The sequence below is a fragment of the Tamlana sp. 2_MG-2023 genome, from assembly GCF_030548465.1.
Taxonomy (GTDB): Bacteria; Bacteroidota; Bacteroidia; order Flavobacteriales; family Flavobacteriaceae; genus Pseudotamlana.
Genome location: NZ_JAUOSF010000008.1, coordinates 51,060 through 68,607 on the forward strand (window position 1 = coordinate 51,060; position 17,548 = coordinate 68,607).

Annotated in this window: 9 protein-coding genes and 1 pseudogene; 1 reads left to right on the forward strand and 9 read right to left on the reverse strand. The window is 34.2% G+C overall.

Translation table 11 applies throughout. The features are described from left to right. Positions 1-75: 75 nt before the first annotated feature. Positions 76-1,470 carry a sulfatase-like hydrolase/transferase gene (locus Q4566_RS13545; RefSeq protein WP_303422147.1) on the reverse strand — a complete coding sequence of 465 codons (1,395 nt, stop codon included), beginning with the start codon at positions 1,468-1,470 and terminating at the stop codon, positions 76-78. Between the two features lie 146 nt (positions 1,471-1,616). Continuing rightward, positions 1,617-2,480 carry an AraC family transcriptional regulator gene (locus Q4566_RS13550; protein ID WP_303422150.1) on the reverse strand — a complete coding sequence of 288 codons (864 nt, stop codon included), beginning with the start codon at positions 2,478-2,480 and terminating at the stop codon, positions 1,617-1,619. A gap of 607 nt (positions 2,481-3,087) precedes the next feature. Between Q4566_RS13550 and Q4566_RS13555 the strand changes: the two genes are divergently transcribed. Then, positions 3,088-4,137 carry a T9SS type A sorting domain-containing protein gene (locus tag Q4566_RS13555; RefSeq protein ID WP_303422153.1) on the forward strand — a complete coding sequence of 350 codons (1,050 nt, stop codon included), beginning with the start codon at positions 3,088-3,090 and terminating at the stop codon, positions 4,135-4,137. A 144-nt stretch (positions 4,138-4,281) separates the two neighbouring features. On the opposite strand, the pseudogene Q4566_RS13560 reads toward Q4566_RS13555, so the two are convergent. The 7 genes and pseudogenes from Q4566_RS13560 to Q4566_RS13590 all read right to left on the reverse strand — a co-directional run. After that, positions 4,282-5,767, reverse strand: a pseudogene (locus tag Q4566_RS13560) (IS1182 family transposase); the annotation flags it as partial. A 133-nt stretch (positions 5,768-5,900) separates the two neighbouring features. Further along, positions 5,901-6,332, reverse strand: a complete 432-nt coding sequence (locus Q4566_RS13565; RefSeq protein WP_303422155.1) for a hypothetical protein — start codon at positions 6,330-6,332, stop codon at positions 5,901-5,903. A 160-nt stretch (positions 6,333-6,492) separates the two neighbouring features. Continuing rightward, the gene (locus tag Q4566_RS13570; protein WP_303422157.1) at positions 6,493-8,232 is read right to left on the reverse strand and encodes a hypothetical protein; all 1,740 of its coding nucleotides are present in this window, start codon (positions 8,230-8,232) and stop codon (positions 6,493-6,495) included. A 13-nt stretch (positions 8,233-8,245) separates the two neighbouring features. Beyond that, the gene (locus tag Q4566_RS13575) at positions 8,246-10,024 is read right to left on the reverse strand and encodes a RagB/SusD family nutrient uptake outer membrane protein (protein ID WP_303422160.1); all 1,779 of its coding nucleotides are present in this window, start codon (positions 10,022-10,024) and stop codon (positions 8,246-8,248) included. A gap of 20 nt (positions 10,025-10,044) precedes the next feature. Beyond that, a complete protein-coding gene (locus Q4566_RS13580) occupies positions 10,045-13,131 on the reverse strand; it encodes a TonB-dependent receptor (protein ID WP_303422162.1) in 3,087 nt (1,028 codons plus the stop codon). 833 nt (positions 13,132-13,964) lie between these two features. Then, a complete protein-coding gene (locus tag Q4566_RS13585) occupies positions 13,965-16,457 on the reverse strand; it encodes a TonB-dependent receptor domain-containing protein (RefSeq protein ID WP_303422165.1) in 2,493 nt (830 codons plus the stop codon). 194 nt (positions 16,458-16,651) lie between these two features. Next, on the reverse strand, positions 16,652-17,200 hold the full coding sequence (locus tag Q4566_RS13590; RefSeq protein WP_303422168.1) for an SUMF1/EgtB/PvdO family nonheme iron enzyme: 549 nt from the start codon (positions 17,198-17,200) through the stop codon (positions 16,652-16,654). Positions 17,201-17,548 lie beyond the last annotated feature (348 nt).

Consider the following 17,548-nt stretch of genomic DNA (forward strand, 5'->3'; position numbering starts at 1 on the left):
ATTTACCTCTTTCATACATAATATTACCTTATAATTTTATGTATAATGCTTAAATTCTTACAAATTCAAGCGGATTTATTCGGATTTAAGGTCCCAGTATTTGTCCATCCTATCAATATCGTACTTTTCATACTCTCTTTTTAATAACCATAGTGGTCTTTCTAAGGTAAGTTCCCATTCAAAAAGCTCTTTGTACATGGTTTTTACGATCTCTGGGTATTCATTGGCGAGATTATGTAATTCAGCTGTATCTTTAGAAATATCAAAAAGCATAGCTGGCCTGTCGGGAAAACGAATCAGCTTCCAATCGCCATCTCTATAGGCAGCGCGATTTTCCTTTTTCCAAAAAAGTTTTTGATGGGGTCTGTTCTTGTTTTCTCCTTTTATAAAAGGTAATACATTAACTCCATCAATATCTTTTAATTCGCTTACATCTCCGCCTGCAGCGGCATAAAAAGTTGGTAACAAATCAAAAGTACTGATTGGATAGTTGTAGGTTGAATTTTTCTTTATTTGTTTTGGCCAACTCATGGTAAAAGGCACACGGATTCCTCCTTCTAAGAAATTTGATTTCGTGCCACTCAAGGGCAAGTTGATAGAAGCATTTTTATCTGACGGCCCTCCATTATCGTTTGTAAAAACAATAATAGTATTATCATATAACCCTAAGTCTTTTAATTTTTTAATGATATTACCACAAGCTCTATCCAAGGCTAAAGTCATGGCGGCAAGTTCTTTTCGCTTCCCTTTTAAATTAGGAAATTTAGCTAAGTCTTCTGGTTTTGATTCTAAAGGTGTATGTACCGCATTAAACGAAAGCATTATAAAAAAGGGGTTGTTTTCGTTTTTTTCAATAAAATCAATGGCTTTATCAGCAAAAATATCGGTAGCATATCTATTTGGTTCCTGAAAATCACCAAATCCACTTTCCATCATTTTATCCTTGTGATTCTCGGCCAACACATCCTTATAAGCCCAATAACTACGATCACCGCCCCTAAAACCATAAAACGCGTCAAAACCTCTTTTCATGGGATGAAAACGGTCGGCATCGCCCTGGTGCCATTTGCCGTATAAAGCGGTTTTATAACCTTGCTTTTTTAAATAATCTGCCATGGTCAATTGATCTAAGGGCAAACCCATATCTTCCCCTTTAAGACCAGAGTTTTCACTCATAAACCCTACTACATTTATTTCCTCATACCCAAAACGTTGTTGATATTTACCTGTTAAAAGACCGGCTCGCGAAGGGCCACAAACGGCATCTGTAACATAACCCTGTTGAAAAATGACGCCGTCTTTTGCGAGATTATCAAGATTGGGAGTTTTTAAATCTTTACTTCCTTGGAATCCAAAATCTGCATATCCAGCATCATCTGCAAATAATAAAATAATGTTAGGTTGATCTTGAGCAAAAACACTTAATTGCATACTCAAACAAATCAATACAACAAGTTTAATTCTATCCATAATTCGTATTTTTTACATCCAGCTAAAATTATTATCAACTGATCACGCAAAATAACACGAGAAGAAAACAATTTCCATCCCAAAACTTACCCAATAACCCTACTAGATTACCCAAATGGCAAGCATCAAAAAAAACTAGAATAACTTTACAACTTGTATCTATAGGCTTTAGGGGTATCGCCCATAATATTTTTAAATTGCTTATTGAAATTTGGAATCGATTTATACCCAACGCTAAAGCAAATTTCGGAAATAGGTATATCTTCCTGGATAAGCATTCTAGAGGCGTTTCGTATACGCACTTCATTCAAGAATTCAGTAAATGATTTGTTTGTCATTTTTTTGAAAAACCTACAAAATGAATTGGTTGTCATACAGGCAACATCTGCGACATCACTAAGAGAAATTTCTGTTTTATAATTATCTGAAATATATCGAATAACATTATCCAAACGATCTGGTCTATCTTTAGTAAATTGCCGCATATCAGTTGAAGATAATATGGTTTTTTGATCATCTTCGTATTGTGATAATTTATACAAAATATCCATTAATTTTATGGACTGCTCACCTTCAGAAAGGTTGCTTATTCCCATGATATCATCATGCAGAGTTTTCCCAATAGAATTATTAAAACTAACGCCAAAATTAGATTGCTCCAATAAATTTTTAATAGATGTAAATTCTGGAACATCAAAGGTACCTTCTCCCATAAAGTTTTTTGTAAACTTCATTACAATGGTTTTCACCATTAAATCCTCTTTCATTTCATAATACACTTCGTCATTACGCCATAAATGTGGTAAATAAGAACCAACTAAAACTAAATCGCCTGCTGAAAATGGAGACACATCATCACCCACAAAACGAATGCCTGTACTTTTTGAAATATACAAAAGCTCATATTCCGAGTGGTAATGCCATGCCGTATCCAAACAAGGCATCTCCTTTTTAATAATATTTATTCTTTGGCTTGTAAAGCCTTCTAGGTTTTTTAAAACTAATTTCACGGGGCTAACTATTTTTTTGTTCATCCCTAAAAGAGCCTATACTGAGACACAGTGTAAGTACTCAACACCTAAGCATGTTACTCTCTAGAGAATGACTCACTTAAGAATAGCACCATAGAAATGGACGATTCATAATTATAAAACTTACATCCTAAATGTAACATCGATGTGTTTTTACAAACACACTTAACCGAAAAAAACAGCGGATAAGGTTATTAAGACGTATTACTTACGAAAGTAATGATTTCATAACATTTTATCAACGACATTAACATTAATATACCTGCCTCGTAGAACTTTTACTACTTTATGTGTCTTTCTCGAAAAAAACTCAGAGTTAACAAAACAATAATTGGCATTACTTAAAAAAATAAGAAGCCGTGTTTAGCTATTTAATTCAATGTAGAAATAGAATCAACTAGAATTCAAATTGGTTATAAATAAGCTCTTATTACGCTCCAAGTTTTATAATCTTCACAATTAGCAGCCAAACAATTATTCAAGATAAACTACGATAGGTATGGGGTAAAATCGAATAACCTAATCAAGATAATCAACTGTAAATTAGCAACATATTAAACTAACACTTAACATAAAACTTTTTATTATGAAAAAAATTTACACACTTTATTTGTTTACTATTGCTTTCACAGCTATAGGAACCGCTCAAGAAACCATTTTTGAACCCAATTTTTCTGACGGAACGTATACAGGCGTTACTGCTGTTGAAGCAGATTTGAATGCCCATGCAGATTGGAATGCAGGTAATTTTACTAATGTTAGTACATGGTCGGCTTTTCAAACCATTAGTGGCGAAGATGTTGTTAATACTGGAGCGTTTTTCACTTATGCTATTGTTGATAGTAAACCTATTACAGCAATAGCTGGTGACGTTATTACAATTAGAACGGTTACTGATTATGGGTTTTCTGGGCAGTCTTATGGAACAGAAGCCGATGAAGCCATGATCTTTACAGGACTTTTAGATCAAAATGCCCCGGCTTCAGGAGCAGATGGGAATGGCGTACATAGAGAAGGCGTAATGGTTGTTAACAAAGGGTCTACTAATCAGATTGCATTAAAAAATAATGGAGTAGGAACGGGTTTTGATGAAGCCTCGGCAATTTTAACAACTGAAGATGCTGCACATATATACGAAGTTGTCATTGAGTATACCATTGGAACTAATGAAGGCACCTCTTCAAAAGTTGCTAGAATTTCAAGTATCAATGGCTCAAATGGTTCTTCTACATCTACAGTATCTTCAGGGATCTCGACAGAAGTATATAATGCACTTACTGGAAGTGGAGCGTACTTTTTTAACTGGGCATTAAGATTTGGTTTTGCATCCAGTGAGATAAGTCGCTTAGACTTAAGACATCTGTCTATTACGAAGAATGATGCATTATTATCAACTAGCAGTAAAAATTCTTTTGAGTTTTCAATGTATCCTAACCCAGTAAAAGATAGATTATTTATCAACACAAAAGAAACTATATCTAAAGTCTCTGTTCTTGATGCGTTAGGAAGAATCGTTTTAGAGGCTAGCGATGTTAATGATTTCTTAGATGTATCTTCATTGAAAAACGCTATATATATTGTAAAGTTATCTTTAAATAATGGTAACGTATCCACAAAAAAATTCATAAAAGAATAGTTTAGTTTATACTAAGTTTATTTAGTTCGAAGAGGTCGTCTAAAAAGCAATTTTTAGGCGATTTTCTTTTTGTAAAATATTTTGCTTTCTGATTTTCTTTAAATTTTGATTTAAAAAAAGGTGATTAATATTAGTCAAGTTTGTTTAGAGTACTAAACTGTACTTTTTAAGGTTATGTGCCATAGCAATTAGTCCTATTTCTACATTTACTTTTTCAATCCCTCTTAACATAAACCGTTTAAAGTTCATGTTATGTTTGATATTACCAAAAACAGCCTCAACACCCCAGCATCGTTACTTTCTCTTAGCTATGCCTTGGGCACTAAGAAGCCGTGTTTTGCTTGTGATTTTAGGCGGATAAGGTTGTAATTACGTTCTATGATACGATTGTATTTAGATTTATGACAGAGGCTACTAAGTGGCATCCTTGGCAGTTTTGAGATTGGAAACGATGTATTTCTTGCTCAAAACCATTTATTGTTTTCCTTTTGTAGACACCTATTTTTGTCATGGCTTGCCCCATGGGGCAGTAATAGGTATCAGTCTCTGTATTATAGTGTAACTGGTGAGCATGAAAGGTGTTTATTTTTCCTTTCTTTTTGTCTTGTTGTTATTTGTGGAACTAATTGTACTTTACAAAACTAGTGATCTTTTTATCTTCTAAATTCGTATAGTTTTCTTCGCTACCATAACCTGCATCTGCGGTTAATGTTTGTGGTGTTTCATCATAATCTTCAATATGCTCTGCTAGCTGATCTTTTAGCGTGGTGGTATCTGCTGTGGTCTGAGCTAAGGTGTAATTGGTTAGATATTGGTTATTGGTAGAAGCTTGTACATTATATCCAGGTTTAAGTTGTCCGTTTTGTATATGGCCGTCTTTCATTCTCATAAAAGTGGCTTCAGGACCTGTTTTACTGTAACTATTTCTTTCCTTTAATATAGCTTCCTGCTTTTGGTATTTAGCCATGTTTGTTGGCCAATTTTTCTTAGCATAATTAAGTTTTTGCTTTACTTTTTTATCAACCTCTTTTCTTTGTAGTGCATCATTAATTTGATTGATGGTGACTTCAATTTTATCTACATCAATCGCTTCAAAATCTGATGTATTTGGGATATATTGCTCGTCTTTATATACTTTTTCTACATAAGACCAAGTTCATTCAACTGCTTTTTAATACGCTCTTTACTTGTTTATATTGACTAGTCCCAAACAAAGGTATAACGATTAGCATTAGCTTCTATCTTAGTCGCTTCTACATAAATATCTTTTAAACTAATAACACCTTGTTCAACTAAAAGTAAAACGACTTGATGAAAAATTTTCTTTAAATGACCTTGTAAACGTTTTCCTCTAAAGTCATTGATCATGTTGTGATCTGGTTTATTTTGCCCCCTGAGCCACATAAAATGGAAGTTCTCATTTAAAGCCTCTTCTATTTTACGTGAAGAATACAAATTACGTCAGAAAGTATAGATAATAACTTTAAGCAACATTCGTGGATGATAGCTTGAGGTTCCACCACCTTTATAACTTTTATCTAAAGCACTAATGTCAATATGGTCGAAATCGTATTACAACACGAACTGGATGATTAACAGGAACTAAATCATCATAATTGGGAGGTAAAAGACTTAACTAGTCTTGCTTATAGGTCTTAAAAACTACTTTTCTACTCATTCTTAAATTTATGAATGAGTAGAAAAAAGACAAAAAATAAGGCTGTCTTTTCAGACAGCCTCTTTTAATTTCTAATTATATATAGTTAATTATAGACTTCATCTTCAAGTACAGTCACATCATGCAATGTAGTAACCGTAGAATTATCGGCATAATTAATTACAACATCCATAGTACCAATACCATCTATTTTACTTGCATTCACTAAGCGCTCAACAGAAAATTTTTCAACAACTTCGTTGCCATCACTATCTTCTGTGATTATCTCTTTTTCTACCGTCCAACTAATTACATAATCTGTATCAGTAGATGCATCGTTATAACCAGTTGATTCAAAACTTAGTAAATTAACATCTGTCAAAAACTCAACGGTAAGTGGCTGCTCTTTATAAACATTAATTTGTTTAATAGTCGATTCATTACTAATATTAGTAATACTATAAACTGGTGTTAGTGCAATATTAGATTCTGGGAATTTGCTTTCTTCTTCGCAAGACACTATCGAAACGACTAGCAATAACAGCCCTATTATTTTATTTATATTTTTCATGTGTTTATATTTATTTTTTCGGTGTACATACTTCGCCTTTCACAGCAAGGCAATTAGCTTCCATATAATCATTTCCTTAAGGATCTAATTTAGAATTATGGAAGCTTTACACCTCTTTATATTTAAATTATGGTCTAACTTCTACAGCTATTAATGATAATTCATCAAAATACATTAATTGCGGCCCCGTTACACCAGGATTTTCTGAATCTAGAACACGTAAGGTAGATCTACTGTTCGCATCTCCACTTATCAAGTCTGAAGCGATAACTAAAGGGATATTAGCATCCACTTTTACCCATTTCCCTTTGTCAACTGAAGAAATATCAAATAATACATCATATTCATAAATAGGGTTTCCAAATTCCATTTTAAACCCTTGTAGGGTTGTGCCTGGTTCAACATATACCCACATAGATACATTATACGTTCCTGCCGCCAAACCGCTCGGGTCTGCTAAACCAAAACCGAATAGGTTAACTACAGGAATAGCACTTACATCTGGTAATTTGTATTGCATACTTGCACCACCAGTATATGATCTTGTTGTAACACGTTCATAAATTAAGTCACCATACTGGTCATTACCTTGTCCTGGTGGGATATAATATTTCGAGGACGCGTAGGCGTTATTTACACCACCGCCATCAAGCTCAAAACTTCCCCAAGAATTTGATGGCAACACATTGTTTCCAAAATTCATAGCTACTAACTCTGGGCCAAAAGGTTCTAAAGTTCTTTGATCTAATGACTCTATTCCTGTTCCAGTATAAGACACCGTAATTTCATCACTATTATAAATAGGTTGCGATAATTCTAATTCAATAAAAATAGGATTATCATCACTTACCTTGGCATTTGCCACTGGAATATTTTGATTGAAACCATTGCCGTTCTTTACGCTTACAGTAAAACTGTTTTCTTGACCTGAAAAAGGCACAATTTCACCATTTACTCTAAATGAAATTGTTTCATTTTGAGCTTCTACTAAAGCACCATCAAAGGTAAAGGGCTGCGAAGATTGGATAACTTTTACTTTCAGAGGAATCAGTTTTTCTGAATTTGAAGCTGGTAACGGAGACACTCTCATCGAACGAAATCTACCTGCATTAAACGTTCCCTGTTTAAAAAATTTGATAGTAGCTTGATCAAAAGCACCGGCTTGTGCTGGTACTCCGTTAGGCGAAAACCATGTGGCTCCATTTGGTCTACCCACAGTTGAGTTGTTAACAATCGTAAGACCATTTCCTGCTTCTACTTCAACTACCGGCCAATTGGCCTCATCTGCTAAACTGGGCATATCGTCTTCCGAAATGGTTAGTATCTCATTACCATCTTGAAACACCGAAAATGCAGGATTTAAATAAGCATATACATCGAAAACAAATTTTGTTTCATAAACAAATAACCCATCTTCCTCGTACGACTTTTCAAGAACAGAATCCTCATACGCGTCGCTCATGTTGGAAGAAACTGGTTGTTTGAATTTATTTATTAAGGTAATTGTATCACTTAAACTATTTCTTAACATAATATGTGCTTTTCCTTTTGAGGAAGTTAAGCCAGCACTTTCATCTATAAAAAGAGGAATAGAGTCTTGGTTATTCCACCCTTCTTTTAAGAACTTATCTTCTCCAGTGATAATCCATTCCGAACTTACAGCACCTTGTGCCAAGTTAAAGAAAGATATTCCTGTGTCCTGATTTACAGAAAATTGAGCATCTACACCTACGCTAGGATTTAATCCTACTAGCCAAGAGACATCTGCAAAATCATCTTGAGGTGGTGTATAATCTGCATATTCATCTTCACAACTTACTATAAACAGTAAGCCAATAAAAAATGGTATTAATTTTATATTGTTCATAATAATTGTTTTATTAGTTAATAGATGGATTAGAGCTTGTTTCATCAAATGGTATTGGGTACGTGCCATGACGTTCTTCATCATAATTTAAAAAAGAGGCATTAAACTCATAATCTACCACAATATGGGGTTCAGAAGGTGCACCACTACCAACGTAGATTTTTGAATTATTAAATTTAGTTTTCATCTCGTTTGTATCATAGCTATAAAATGTAAAGTTTAAACCGTAATAAGTTTGACTTGCTAGTTCCCCTAAGCGCTTTTTAAAGCTGTAATTATCAGACTTTTTCCATCTTTGAAAATCGAGAAATCTAATATTGTGTCCTTCTATAGAAGTTTCCAAAGGTTTTTCAACACGCATTAAATGCTCCATTAAAGAATCTGCTGTATAAGCAACTCCATCATAAGTATGAGAAGTATCACCTCCTGATTGACCTAGTGAGACAAGTCCCCATCTTTGACGAATTTCATTAATCAAATCAAGCGCCTCTTCAGTGGCTCCCGTTTTAATTTTACATTCTGCTTGCATTAAATAAACATCAGACAATCTATTTAGCACAATATTTTTATAAGAATAAGCTTGACCTCCAGGTAAATCGCCTTCACCAAGAACGATATCATGGTTTGCATAAATTTTCCACCATCCATACCCCCAGTCTCTTCCTCCAAAACGCCCACTTTCAGACGTTTTCTCTAGGTACCAATCTGTTTCGCTATCATCAACTACAGCCACCATTGCAGAACATCTTAATGGCACTGGACGTAAAGTCGTATTACCCTGATAATCCACATAATAATTTCTAGTATCTAAAGGGTCCATAGGTTCAGTTTTATAAGCATGTACCGCCCAAGCTGGAGCTACCGCACCTTTAGTTTGCGAGGTTCTAACGTTTACCCAATTGGTTCCTGATTCACCTTCCCAAGGCGCTAAGTCATATCGTACTTGATCTTTAGAAAAATTAATTTCGAAAATGGATTCACTATTAAAATCACCATTTGCTGTTGTAAACATTTTACTAAGGTCTGTTTCTATCTGATAACCATGATTTTTAATAACATCATCAAAGTATACCATGGCGTTATTATAATCCAATTCATAAAGATAGGTTGTACCTAAAATAGTGGCCGCGGCACCAGATGTTGCTCGCGCTTTGTCATCACTTGGGTATTCACCATTTCTATACAGATTTTTATAAGCAAACTCTAAATCGGTTCTTACAAACTCAATAACGTCTTGTTTTGAAGAAAGCGCTTTATTGAAATCGGCTTCTATCTTAGGTACTTCATCTCTAATAACTATACTACCATCATTATAGGAAGTATATACATAAAAATGAAATAAGCCTCTCAAGAAACGGGCTTGTGCCATTTGTGAATTCCATTCTTCTAAATCACGATCACCTGTTACCTCTAAATTCTCTAAGGCCTCAATAACTTGATTTGCACGAAATATACCTAAGTAGGCATTTTGCCATTTTCCTAATACGGGATCTGAACTACCGGTATACGTATGTAAGTAAAATTCTTCAGTGTTGCTTGGGTTTGGGCGACCATAACCAGGCCAGGCCATATCAGAACGCAGGATTTCTTCAAATTTGTTAAGTAAATCATTACTATGCAATGTAGCATAGGCTGCGTTTAGAGTATTACCTGTCTCTGTAAGATTTGTCCAAAATGTTTCTGTTGAAATGAAGTTTGGATTTTCTTCAGTAAGAAATTCGTTATTCTCGCACGAGACCATAAAGCTAATGGCAAGTGCTATAAATGTATATTTAAAAATTAGTTGTTTCATAACAATTAATATGAGTTAAATTAAAAATCGAAGTTTACTCCTAACATCCACTGTGAGGAAATTGGGCCTGTGTCTTTATCAAGGCCGCGTGCTGAAATACCACCACCAACTTCTGGGTTATAACCAGAATATTTAGTAAATGTTAATGGGTTTTGAGCTCTTACGTAGAATCGAAGTCTATTAACCCCCCAGTTTTCTACCGTCTTTCTAGGAATACTATACCCCAACGATGCCTGTCTTAACCTTAGGTAAGACCCATCTTCTAACCACAAATCACTATATCCTAAATAATTTGGATGACGTGACATATCGTTTACATAAGCAGGAATAGTAGACGTAGGATTTGCTTCTTGCCATTGATAAAGCAAATCTTTATGTCTGCCATAACCATAAGCCCAAGCATTAAAACCATTCATAATTTCCTGACCAATAGCTGCATACCAATTCATTGAAAAATCAAAGTTTTTCCAGTTGGCATTGAATGTGTAACCTATTTCAAATTCAGGCAAACCACTACCACTATACACGCGGTCATCAACATCCAGCTGGCCATCATTATTTTGATCGATAAAACGGGTGTCGCCCATTCGAGCGTTACTGTTTATTTTTTGATATTCAGCAAGTTTCTCATCGGTGTCAATAATTCCATCTGTTCTCCATAAATAGAAGGATGCCGCCTCATGACCAACCGCAAGTGCTGTAACTCTTGATTGCTGTGGCGCTCTACCTACTAAACCATTGTCGTCTGTTAAGATAAACTCGGTATTATTATTAATTTTAGTAATCTCATTTTCATTGGTAGAGAATGTTCCGTTCATTCTAAAATTAACCTTGCCTATATTACCTCTATATCCAGCTGTAAACTCAAAACCGCTATTGGTCATATCTCCAACATTCAGTACAACTTGAGCGTTATTACCGCCTCCAGATGAAGGTGGTACATATACAGGGAATAACATGTCTGTTTTATCTGAATGATAATACTCAGCAGCAAGCGTAATTTTGTTTTTTAACAAACCAAGATCAAAACCAATATTATTTTGCGTTGTTGACTCCCAACCAACATTTGTATTAACAAAATCTGTTTGAGCTGCTCCTAACCCTGCAGCACCACTTGATGTAGGATAATTTAAATCTTGTTGTATCGCAGCAGAAAACGCATAAGATTGAAACCTATCAACCCCTACTGTACCACTGCTTAATCTTAACCTCGCATTATTAATTGTTTTTGAAGTCCAGAATGCTTCTTCCGAAATGTTCCAAGCTGCAGCAATAGAAGGAAACGTTCCCCAGTGATTTTGTTCTGGGAATTTTGAAGAGCCATCTCGTCTCACACTTGAACTTAAGATATAACGGTCTTTATAACCATATTGAACCCTTCCTATTATTCCAATTCGAGAATCTGTATAATCAAATCCAGAGTTTACAATTTGTGTACCTGTAGCACCATTAAGCACTTCAATATTTGGATTAGTTGCACCATTTCTTCTTGCTGAAAAAGCCTCACTAGCATTTTGTTCTGCAGTACCAAACAAAGTAAATGTTAGATTATGGTCATCATTAATAATCTTTGTATAAGTTGCTCCCAATTCAGTCAAAACATTTGTTGTAAATCGTGTTCTCATGTCTATATAAGCATCTTCTGGCTGGCTTTGTAAACGTGGTGGGTCTTGGGTGTTATATATTTCTGTATAAGGTCGAACAATTTTCCCTATATTATTAATGCTAGTAAGTCCAAAATTACCAGTAACACTTAAACCATCTAGTATTTCGTAATTCAAGTTTAGAGTGGCGCTAGAACGCGTTGTTTTTAAAACGTTAGTTGTATTTAAACTTTCTAAAACCCAACCTAAGCGATTCACATCATCTCCACCTTGCTGAAAATCATCTTGATTATCTATATTAATACCGTTTTGTGTAGGCCTGTAAACAATAGATTGAGATAGCAAAAACCCTTGTGGAATCTCTCTATTATCTGTATTTAACGCTACACTTGTTTGAATTTTTAATTTATTCTTTTCATATACCGTATTAGCTCTAACATTAAATCGTCTGTATCCTGAATTGATTTGCAATCCACGTTGATCAAATAAACCAAGATTTACATTATAAGTAATATCTTCCGAACCCCCAGAAACATTCAGATTGTAATTTTGAGTTGGAACATTCTGGTTGAAGATCAAATCGTTTATATTTGACTCGTTCTGAAAACCAGTAGTTTGCTGTTTTATCTGTAAACCAGTTTCATCATCAAAACCACCGTTTACATTTCTATTCTGTATAATATCAGCATAGGTTTGTTCTAGCGAATTCATTAACGGAACCGCAGCATTTCGGTGTTGTATTGCATAACTACCATTAAGCCTCACTTGAAGCGACCCTGGCTTACCTTGTTTTGTAGTAATTAATATAACACCAGTAGCCCCACGAACACCATAAATAGCGGTTGAAGCAGCATCTTTTAAAATGTTAATCGATTCTATTTCCGTTGGTGGAATATTTGGGTCACCATTTTGAACAATACCATCCACTACATAAAGTGGTGTATTATCACCAGATAAAGACGTAATACCTCTAATAAGAATTTGGGCTTCACCACCTGGCTCCGAAGACGCTACAACATTAACACCTGAGGCTTGCCCTTGTAAGGCAGAAGCTAAGTCGGAAGTTACTACAGATGTAATGTCTTCTGCTTTTACTTGAGTTACAGCTCCTGTTATTTCTTTTTTCTTAACAGAACCATAACCAATTACAACCACTTCATCAAGCTCATCGAGGTCTTCTTTTAAAGTAATACTTACCGTTTTCCCTTTGACAGTAACCTTTTCCGTTAGCATACCAATATAGCTAACAACTAATACATCACCAATTTTAGCGTCAATGTAAAAGTTTCCATCAAAATCTGTTACAGCACCTGTATTGGTGCCTTGAACCAAAACGGTAGCTCCCGGAATTGGTAGATAATCAGCCCCTTCTGTAACCCCTGTAACAGTACCGGTTACGGCGATAGACTGCGAACTTGCATTTAAATTACATAACAAAGCCAAGAAAACAACTGCCAAGTGACTTGCTACATTTTTTTTTAATAATAATTTTCTAATTTTCATTTAGTTAGTTTTAGTTACCAAATTTGATAAATAATTTTCATATAATGTATTTCAGACTTTAATACACTATAATTTAAATAGGTTTTGAGATTTGGTAAAATTAAATCTAATTGAATCATTTTTGTTTTATTTAATTACCTCTTGCTTAATCAATTTTACCTTAGTTATATTTTAGTCTACATATAGTTAATTTCAGAATGATAAGCTGATAGAACTCCAAATAATCAAGAAATTACGCCCTCTTCAATATTCATAGTTCCTTTGATTTAGTTCTATATCCTTTCAAATTGAATAGTGAAAAAGTTTTAGATTTACTACATAAGACTGGGCACGAAATTGAGAAAATTTACTTGCTAGTTATTAATTCAGCAATTATCAGTAGTAAATCAAAATATCACACATTTGAGTTTAAGCAAAAGCTATAGAATTATATAACTCGTTATTAATTTATCATCAACGTATAAACTTAAACCTGAATTAAAACTTATGGCAAACATAAATGGTGTAGAGCTTTCAATAAATTATTAAGAATTATTTATAAAAAAAAGAGAAGTATTTGATGGTTCTAGATTGAAAAGATTCTGTAAAAACTCAACTATTTTTATCCATAATTCTAATATAGAATTAAACTAAAACCACCTATGTTTTATTGAGAATATCTAAAAAATGAAAACCAGTATATAATTCGGCGCGTACATTTTACGGGCAGCTTGACACCCCTATAAGCATTGAATATTTTATTTTTTGGATAGCCCCTCTTTCTCCACGAAAAAAGCCCTATAAACTTTGTTTATAGGGCTTTAAGTTTTTAGAGAGTTCCATTCTAAATTTATCTAAAACTCACGCTTACCAAATTCACTTTCAATAAATTTCGACTCGTTTTTTCTTTTATTGAAAGAGTAGGTCAGATTAAGAAATACCATATCGACTTCATACACGTAGTTTGTGGTGGTATAAAAGGAATCTTCTTGCCAGGTCGTTATGCGCTGCTCATTGGTATCCAAAAGCCCCATATCAATGTTTTGCCATTGCAATGTAGCTACAAGCTGATTATCGAAAAACGATTTTTTAAATGATAAATTGGGTGAATAAAACTGCGAATCTTCACCCTGTGCGGTTACACGATCGGAAAGATAATTAAAGTTGAATTGTAACGAAGCCGTTTCCGAAAAACTGTAGGTAGAATTGATATTTAAGGAATATACAAAACTGCTGGTGTCTATGGGATTGCCGTTATAATCGCCATCGATTGTAAAATTATATAAGTTTGCTCCAACAAAATTATTCCATGATTCGGTGATTTTAAATTCTGACCCCAGTTCTAACCCTAAAGACTTTCCTCTACCAACATTGGAATAGATTCTATTCAATATCGTATCATTATAAACGGTGTTTACACGGTTGACTAAATTTTTAACATCGCGGTAATAAGCCGTTCCATATAGCGAAGCACCACTTTCAAAATCTTTAACTACACCCACTTCAACCAAATCAATAAATTCTGGTTTTAAGGTAGGATCTCCCTGTTCTAAAGTTTCGGAATGTTCGCGCTCTGGAAAAGGGTTCATTTTAAATGAGGTGGTACGATCGACACGACGACTGTAGGCTGCCTTTAGCTTTAAGTCATCATTTATTTTATACTGAACTGATGCCGACGGGTATAGTTTCACAAAATCGTAGGTATACGTAGTATCAACAACACCAACCTTATCCTTTAAATACAAATCTCTATTCATACTTTCCAAACGAAGCCCAACGCTATAATCAACCTTCTCTGTTGATTTATCTAATTGCACATATCCAGAATTAATCACACGCGTTAAATCTACAGTACTAGAAAACTCTGGTACTAGAATAAAATCGCCTGTATTTAAATCCATACGCTCATAAACAAAATCACCTTTATGATCTAAATTTCGGTATTGATACCCTGTACTTAACTGGCCTAAATCCATAGGTTTGAATGTGTAATCTGCTTGAAAACGCACACCATTTAAGGGGTTATCGTTAGTATTATATTCTTCTTGTAAAATGATAGATCTATCTGGATAACCTAAATTTTCGTTGGTTGTAGGGCCTCCTAAAAAGGTATATTCATACAATAAGGAAGTTGAAAGTTGAGAGTCGTTTAAAAACGTATGACTATAATCAATACTTGCAACCACAAAATCACTTTTACGAATACGTAAATTATCATTCCAATATTGAAAGGTATAAACACGATCTTGTTCTCCTCCATCTGCAGGGGTTATTGCATGATTATCATAATACAAAATGTTCGCGCGTCTGTCTTTAGATCGTTTTCCAGCGTAAACCCCAAGCGAAAAGCTATCATAATCATTAGGTGTATAATCTAAATTTAAGCGTCCTGAATAGTTTATTTCATCGAAACTACGCTCCCCATCTGAAGGAAAACGTGTAAGCGTATCGTTAATAATCGTTGAAACATCGCCTTCGCGTCTACCAGCTATATCATTACGTTGATAGCTCGCTCCTAAGGAAATGTTCCATTTATCTTTTCTTAAATTATAAATAAAATCACCCCCATAACGGCCAGCAGGATCTTCATTATCATAATCCTCTATACTTGGAAATCCTAATTTTAAATTAATTTGTGTAAAAGCACCATTTGCCGCTCCTTTTTTGGTGATGATGTTTAAAATACCAGATTTACCTTCAGGATCGTACTTAGCTGAAGGTGCCGTAATAACTTCAACGCGTTCAATCGCATTGGCTGGTAATTGTCCTATAATTTGCGTGGCACTACTTTGTATGGGCTTTCCATTTAATAGCAAGGTAAAACTTGTACTTCCGCGTAAAGCGATAGAACCATCGCCATTAATATTCACTGAAGGGACATTTCTTAAAATATCGACACCATTCCCGCCTTCAGAATTTTGAAAATTTTTAGTTGAAAAAACTTGTCGATCCACCTTATTTATAACAGCACTGGTGGTGCCTTGAATGACAACTTCATTTAGCAGCTCTAAACTTGGATTTAACAACAGCGTACCTAAATCTATTAAATCCTCATTTTTTGATACTTGGAATGCTTTCGTCAATAGTTTTTCATAACCTATAAAAGAAGCCTCTAGATAGTAATTACCTTTTTTTACAGCGTCTATGTTAAAATGCCCTTCAGCATCCGTAATCACCCCAGTTACTAAAGTGCTGTCCTTAACTTTATATAAAGCAACTGTACCATACTCTATAGGATTTTGTTCTTTGGAGTCTATAATTTCTCCTATAATTTGAGCTGAAACTATGTTTGTTATTAATAAAAACAGTAGTAAAAAACTTGTTTGTAATTGAAGTTTGTTTGTCATTTATTGTAATTGTTATTTGACATTGTTAATAGCTTTAATAAACTCTAAAACTTAGAATATACTTGCAGAAGTTAAAAAATAAACTGAGATTTAGAATTAATTTTCACCCTATACCGATAAAACTGTTCGAAAGTGCTGAAGAATCAAAGCTCTTACCCATTCGAGACGAAATTCTATAACTTGAGCAATATAAATCACTGCACAATAAAGAGCCGCCTTTTATTACGTTTTCTTGTAAATATGGATTTATTGGTATTAAATAATTTTCCTGAACCGTTAGGGTTATTGGAAAGTAACTTATTACCTTGAATTATTGAATAACAATTAACATTATCCCTGTCTGAAGTATATTCCCAAACATTTACAGGCATATCAAATAAACCAGAGTCGTTAGGAAGGTAAGATTTAACAGGAGTAGCATTCTCGAATCCATCCTTTGGCGTATTATTAACAGGAAATTCTCCTACCCAACTATTAGCTCGTTTCGACATTTTTTCTTTTTCATCTCCCAAAAAAAATATTTTATCAGTATTATTAGCTCTTGCGACATACTCCCATTCTGCCTCCGGAGGTAAACGTCTTCCTGCCCACTTGCAATAAGCTTCTGCATCTTCATAGGCTAAATAAATAGCCATATAAAACCTATCAATAATTACTTCATGTTGTGGTTTTTCGTGTTTCATGGCCATATTATCGTGCGGCACAGCTCCTTGGTTAAATTGTCCTCCCGATTTGTAAACCATCTCTTGATGAACATTTATTTCTAGACAATCTCGGTTAATATTTTCTATATTTTCACCTCCTATTTCACTTCTATTTTAACAGCTTCTTTATTTAAGTATTTACAACCAACTGCAAATAAAAAACCAAACATAATAAGTAGCTTATACTTATTTTTAATCATGGTATTCCAAAACTTATTTAAATTTATCTTGTTAACAAAAGACAATACTATCACGGTACAAGAATACAAATAATAAAAGCTCTGAGGTTAAATAACAGTAATGTTTTAAATGATATCAATAATTAAAACTATATCAGAATTGAATTTTAGCCCCGACTTTAAACATATGTTTTATGTTAAAAATTTA

Excerpts from the sequence above, each read along its gene's own strand:
- Q4566_RS13585 (WP_303422165.1), bottom strand. The coding sequence starts at position 16,457 with ATGACAAACAAACTTCAATTACAAACAAGTTTTTTACTACTGTTTTTA.
- Q4566_RS13575 (WP_303422160.1), bottom strand. The coding sequence starts at position 10,024 with ATGAAACAACTAATTTTTAAATATACATTTATAGCACTTGCCATTAGC.
- Q4566_RS13570 (WP_303422157.1), bottom strand. The coding sequence starts at position 8,232 with ATGAACAATATAAAATTAATACCATTTTTTATTGGCTTACTGTTTATA.
- Q4566_RS13590 (WP_303422168.1), bottom strand. The coding sequence starts at position 17,200 with ATGGTTTACAAATCGGGAGGACAATTTAACCAAGGAGCTGTGCCGCAC.
- Q4566_RS13555 (WP_303422153.1), top strand. The coding sequence starts at position 3,088 with ATGAAAAAAATTTACACACTTTATTTGTTTACTATTGCTTTCACAGCT.
- Q4566_RS13580 (WP_303422162.1), bottom strand. The coding sequence starts at position 13,131 with ATGAAAATTAGAAAATTATTATTAAAAAAAAATGTAGCAAGTCACTTG.
- Q4566_RS13545 (WP_303422147.1), bottom strand. The coding sequence starts at position 1,470 with ATGGATAGAATTAAACTTGTTGTATTGATTTGTTTGAGTATGCAATTA.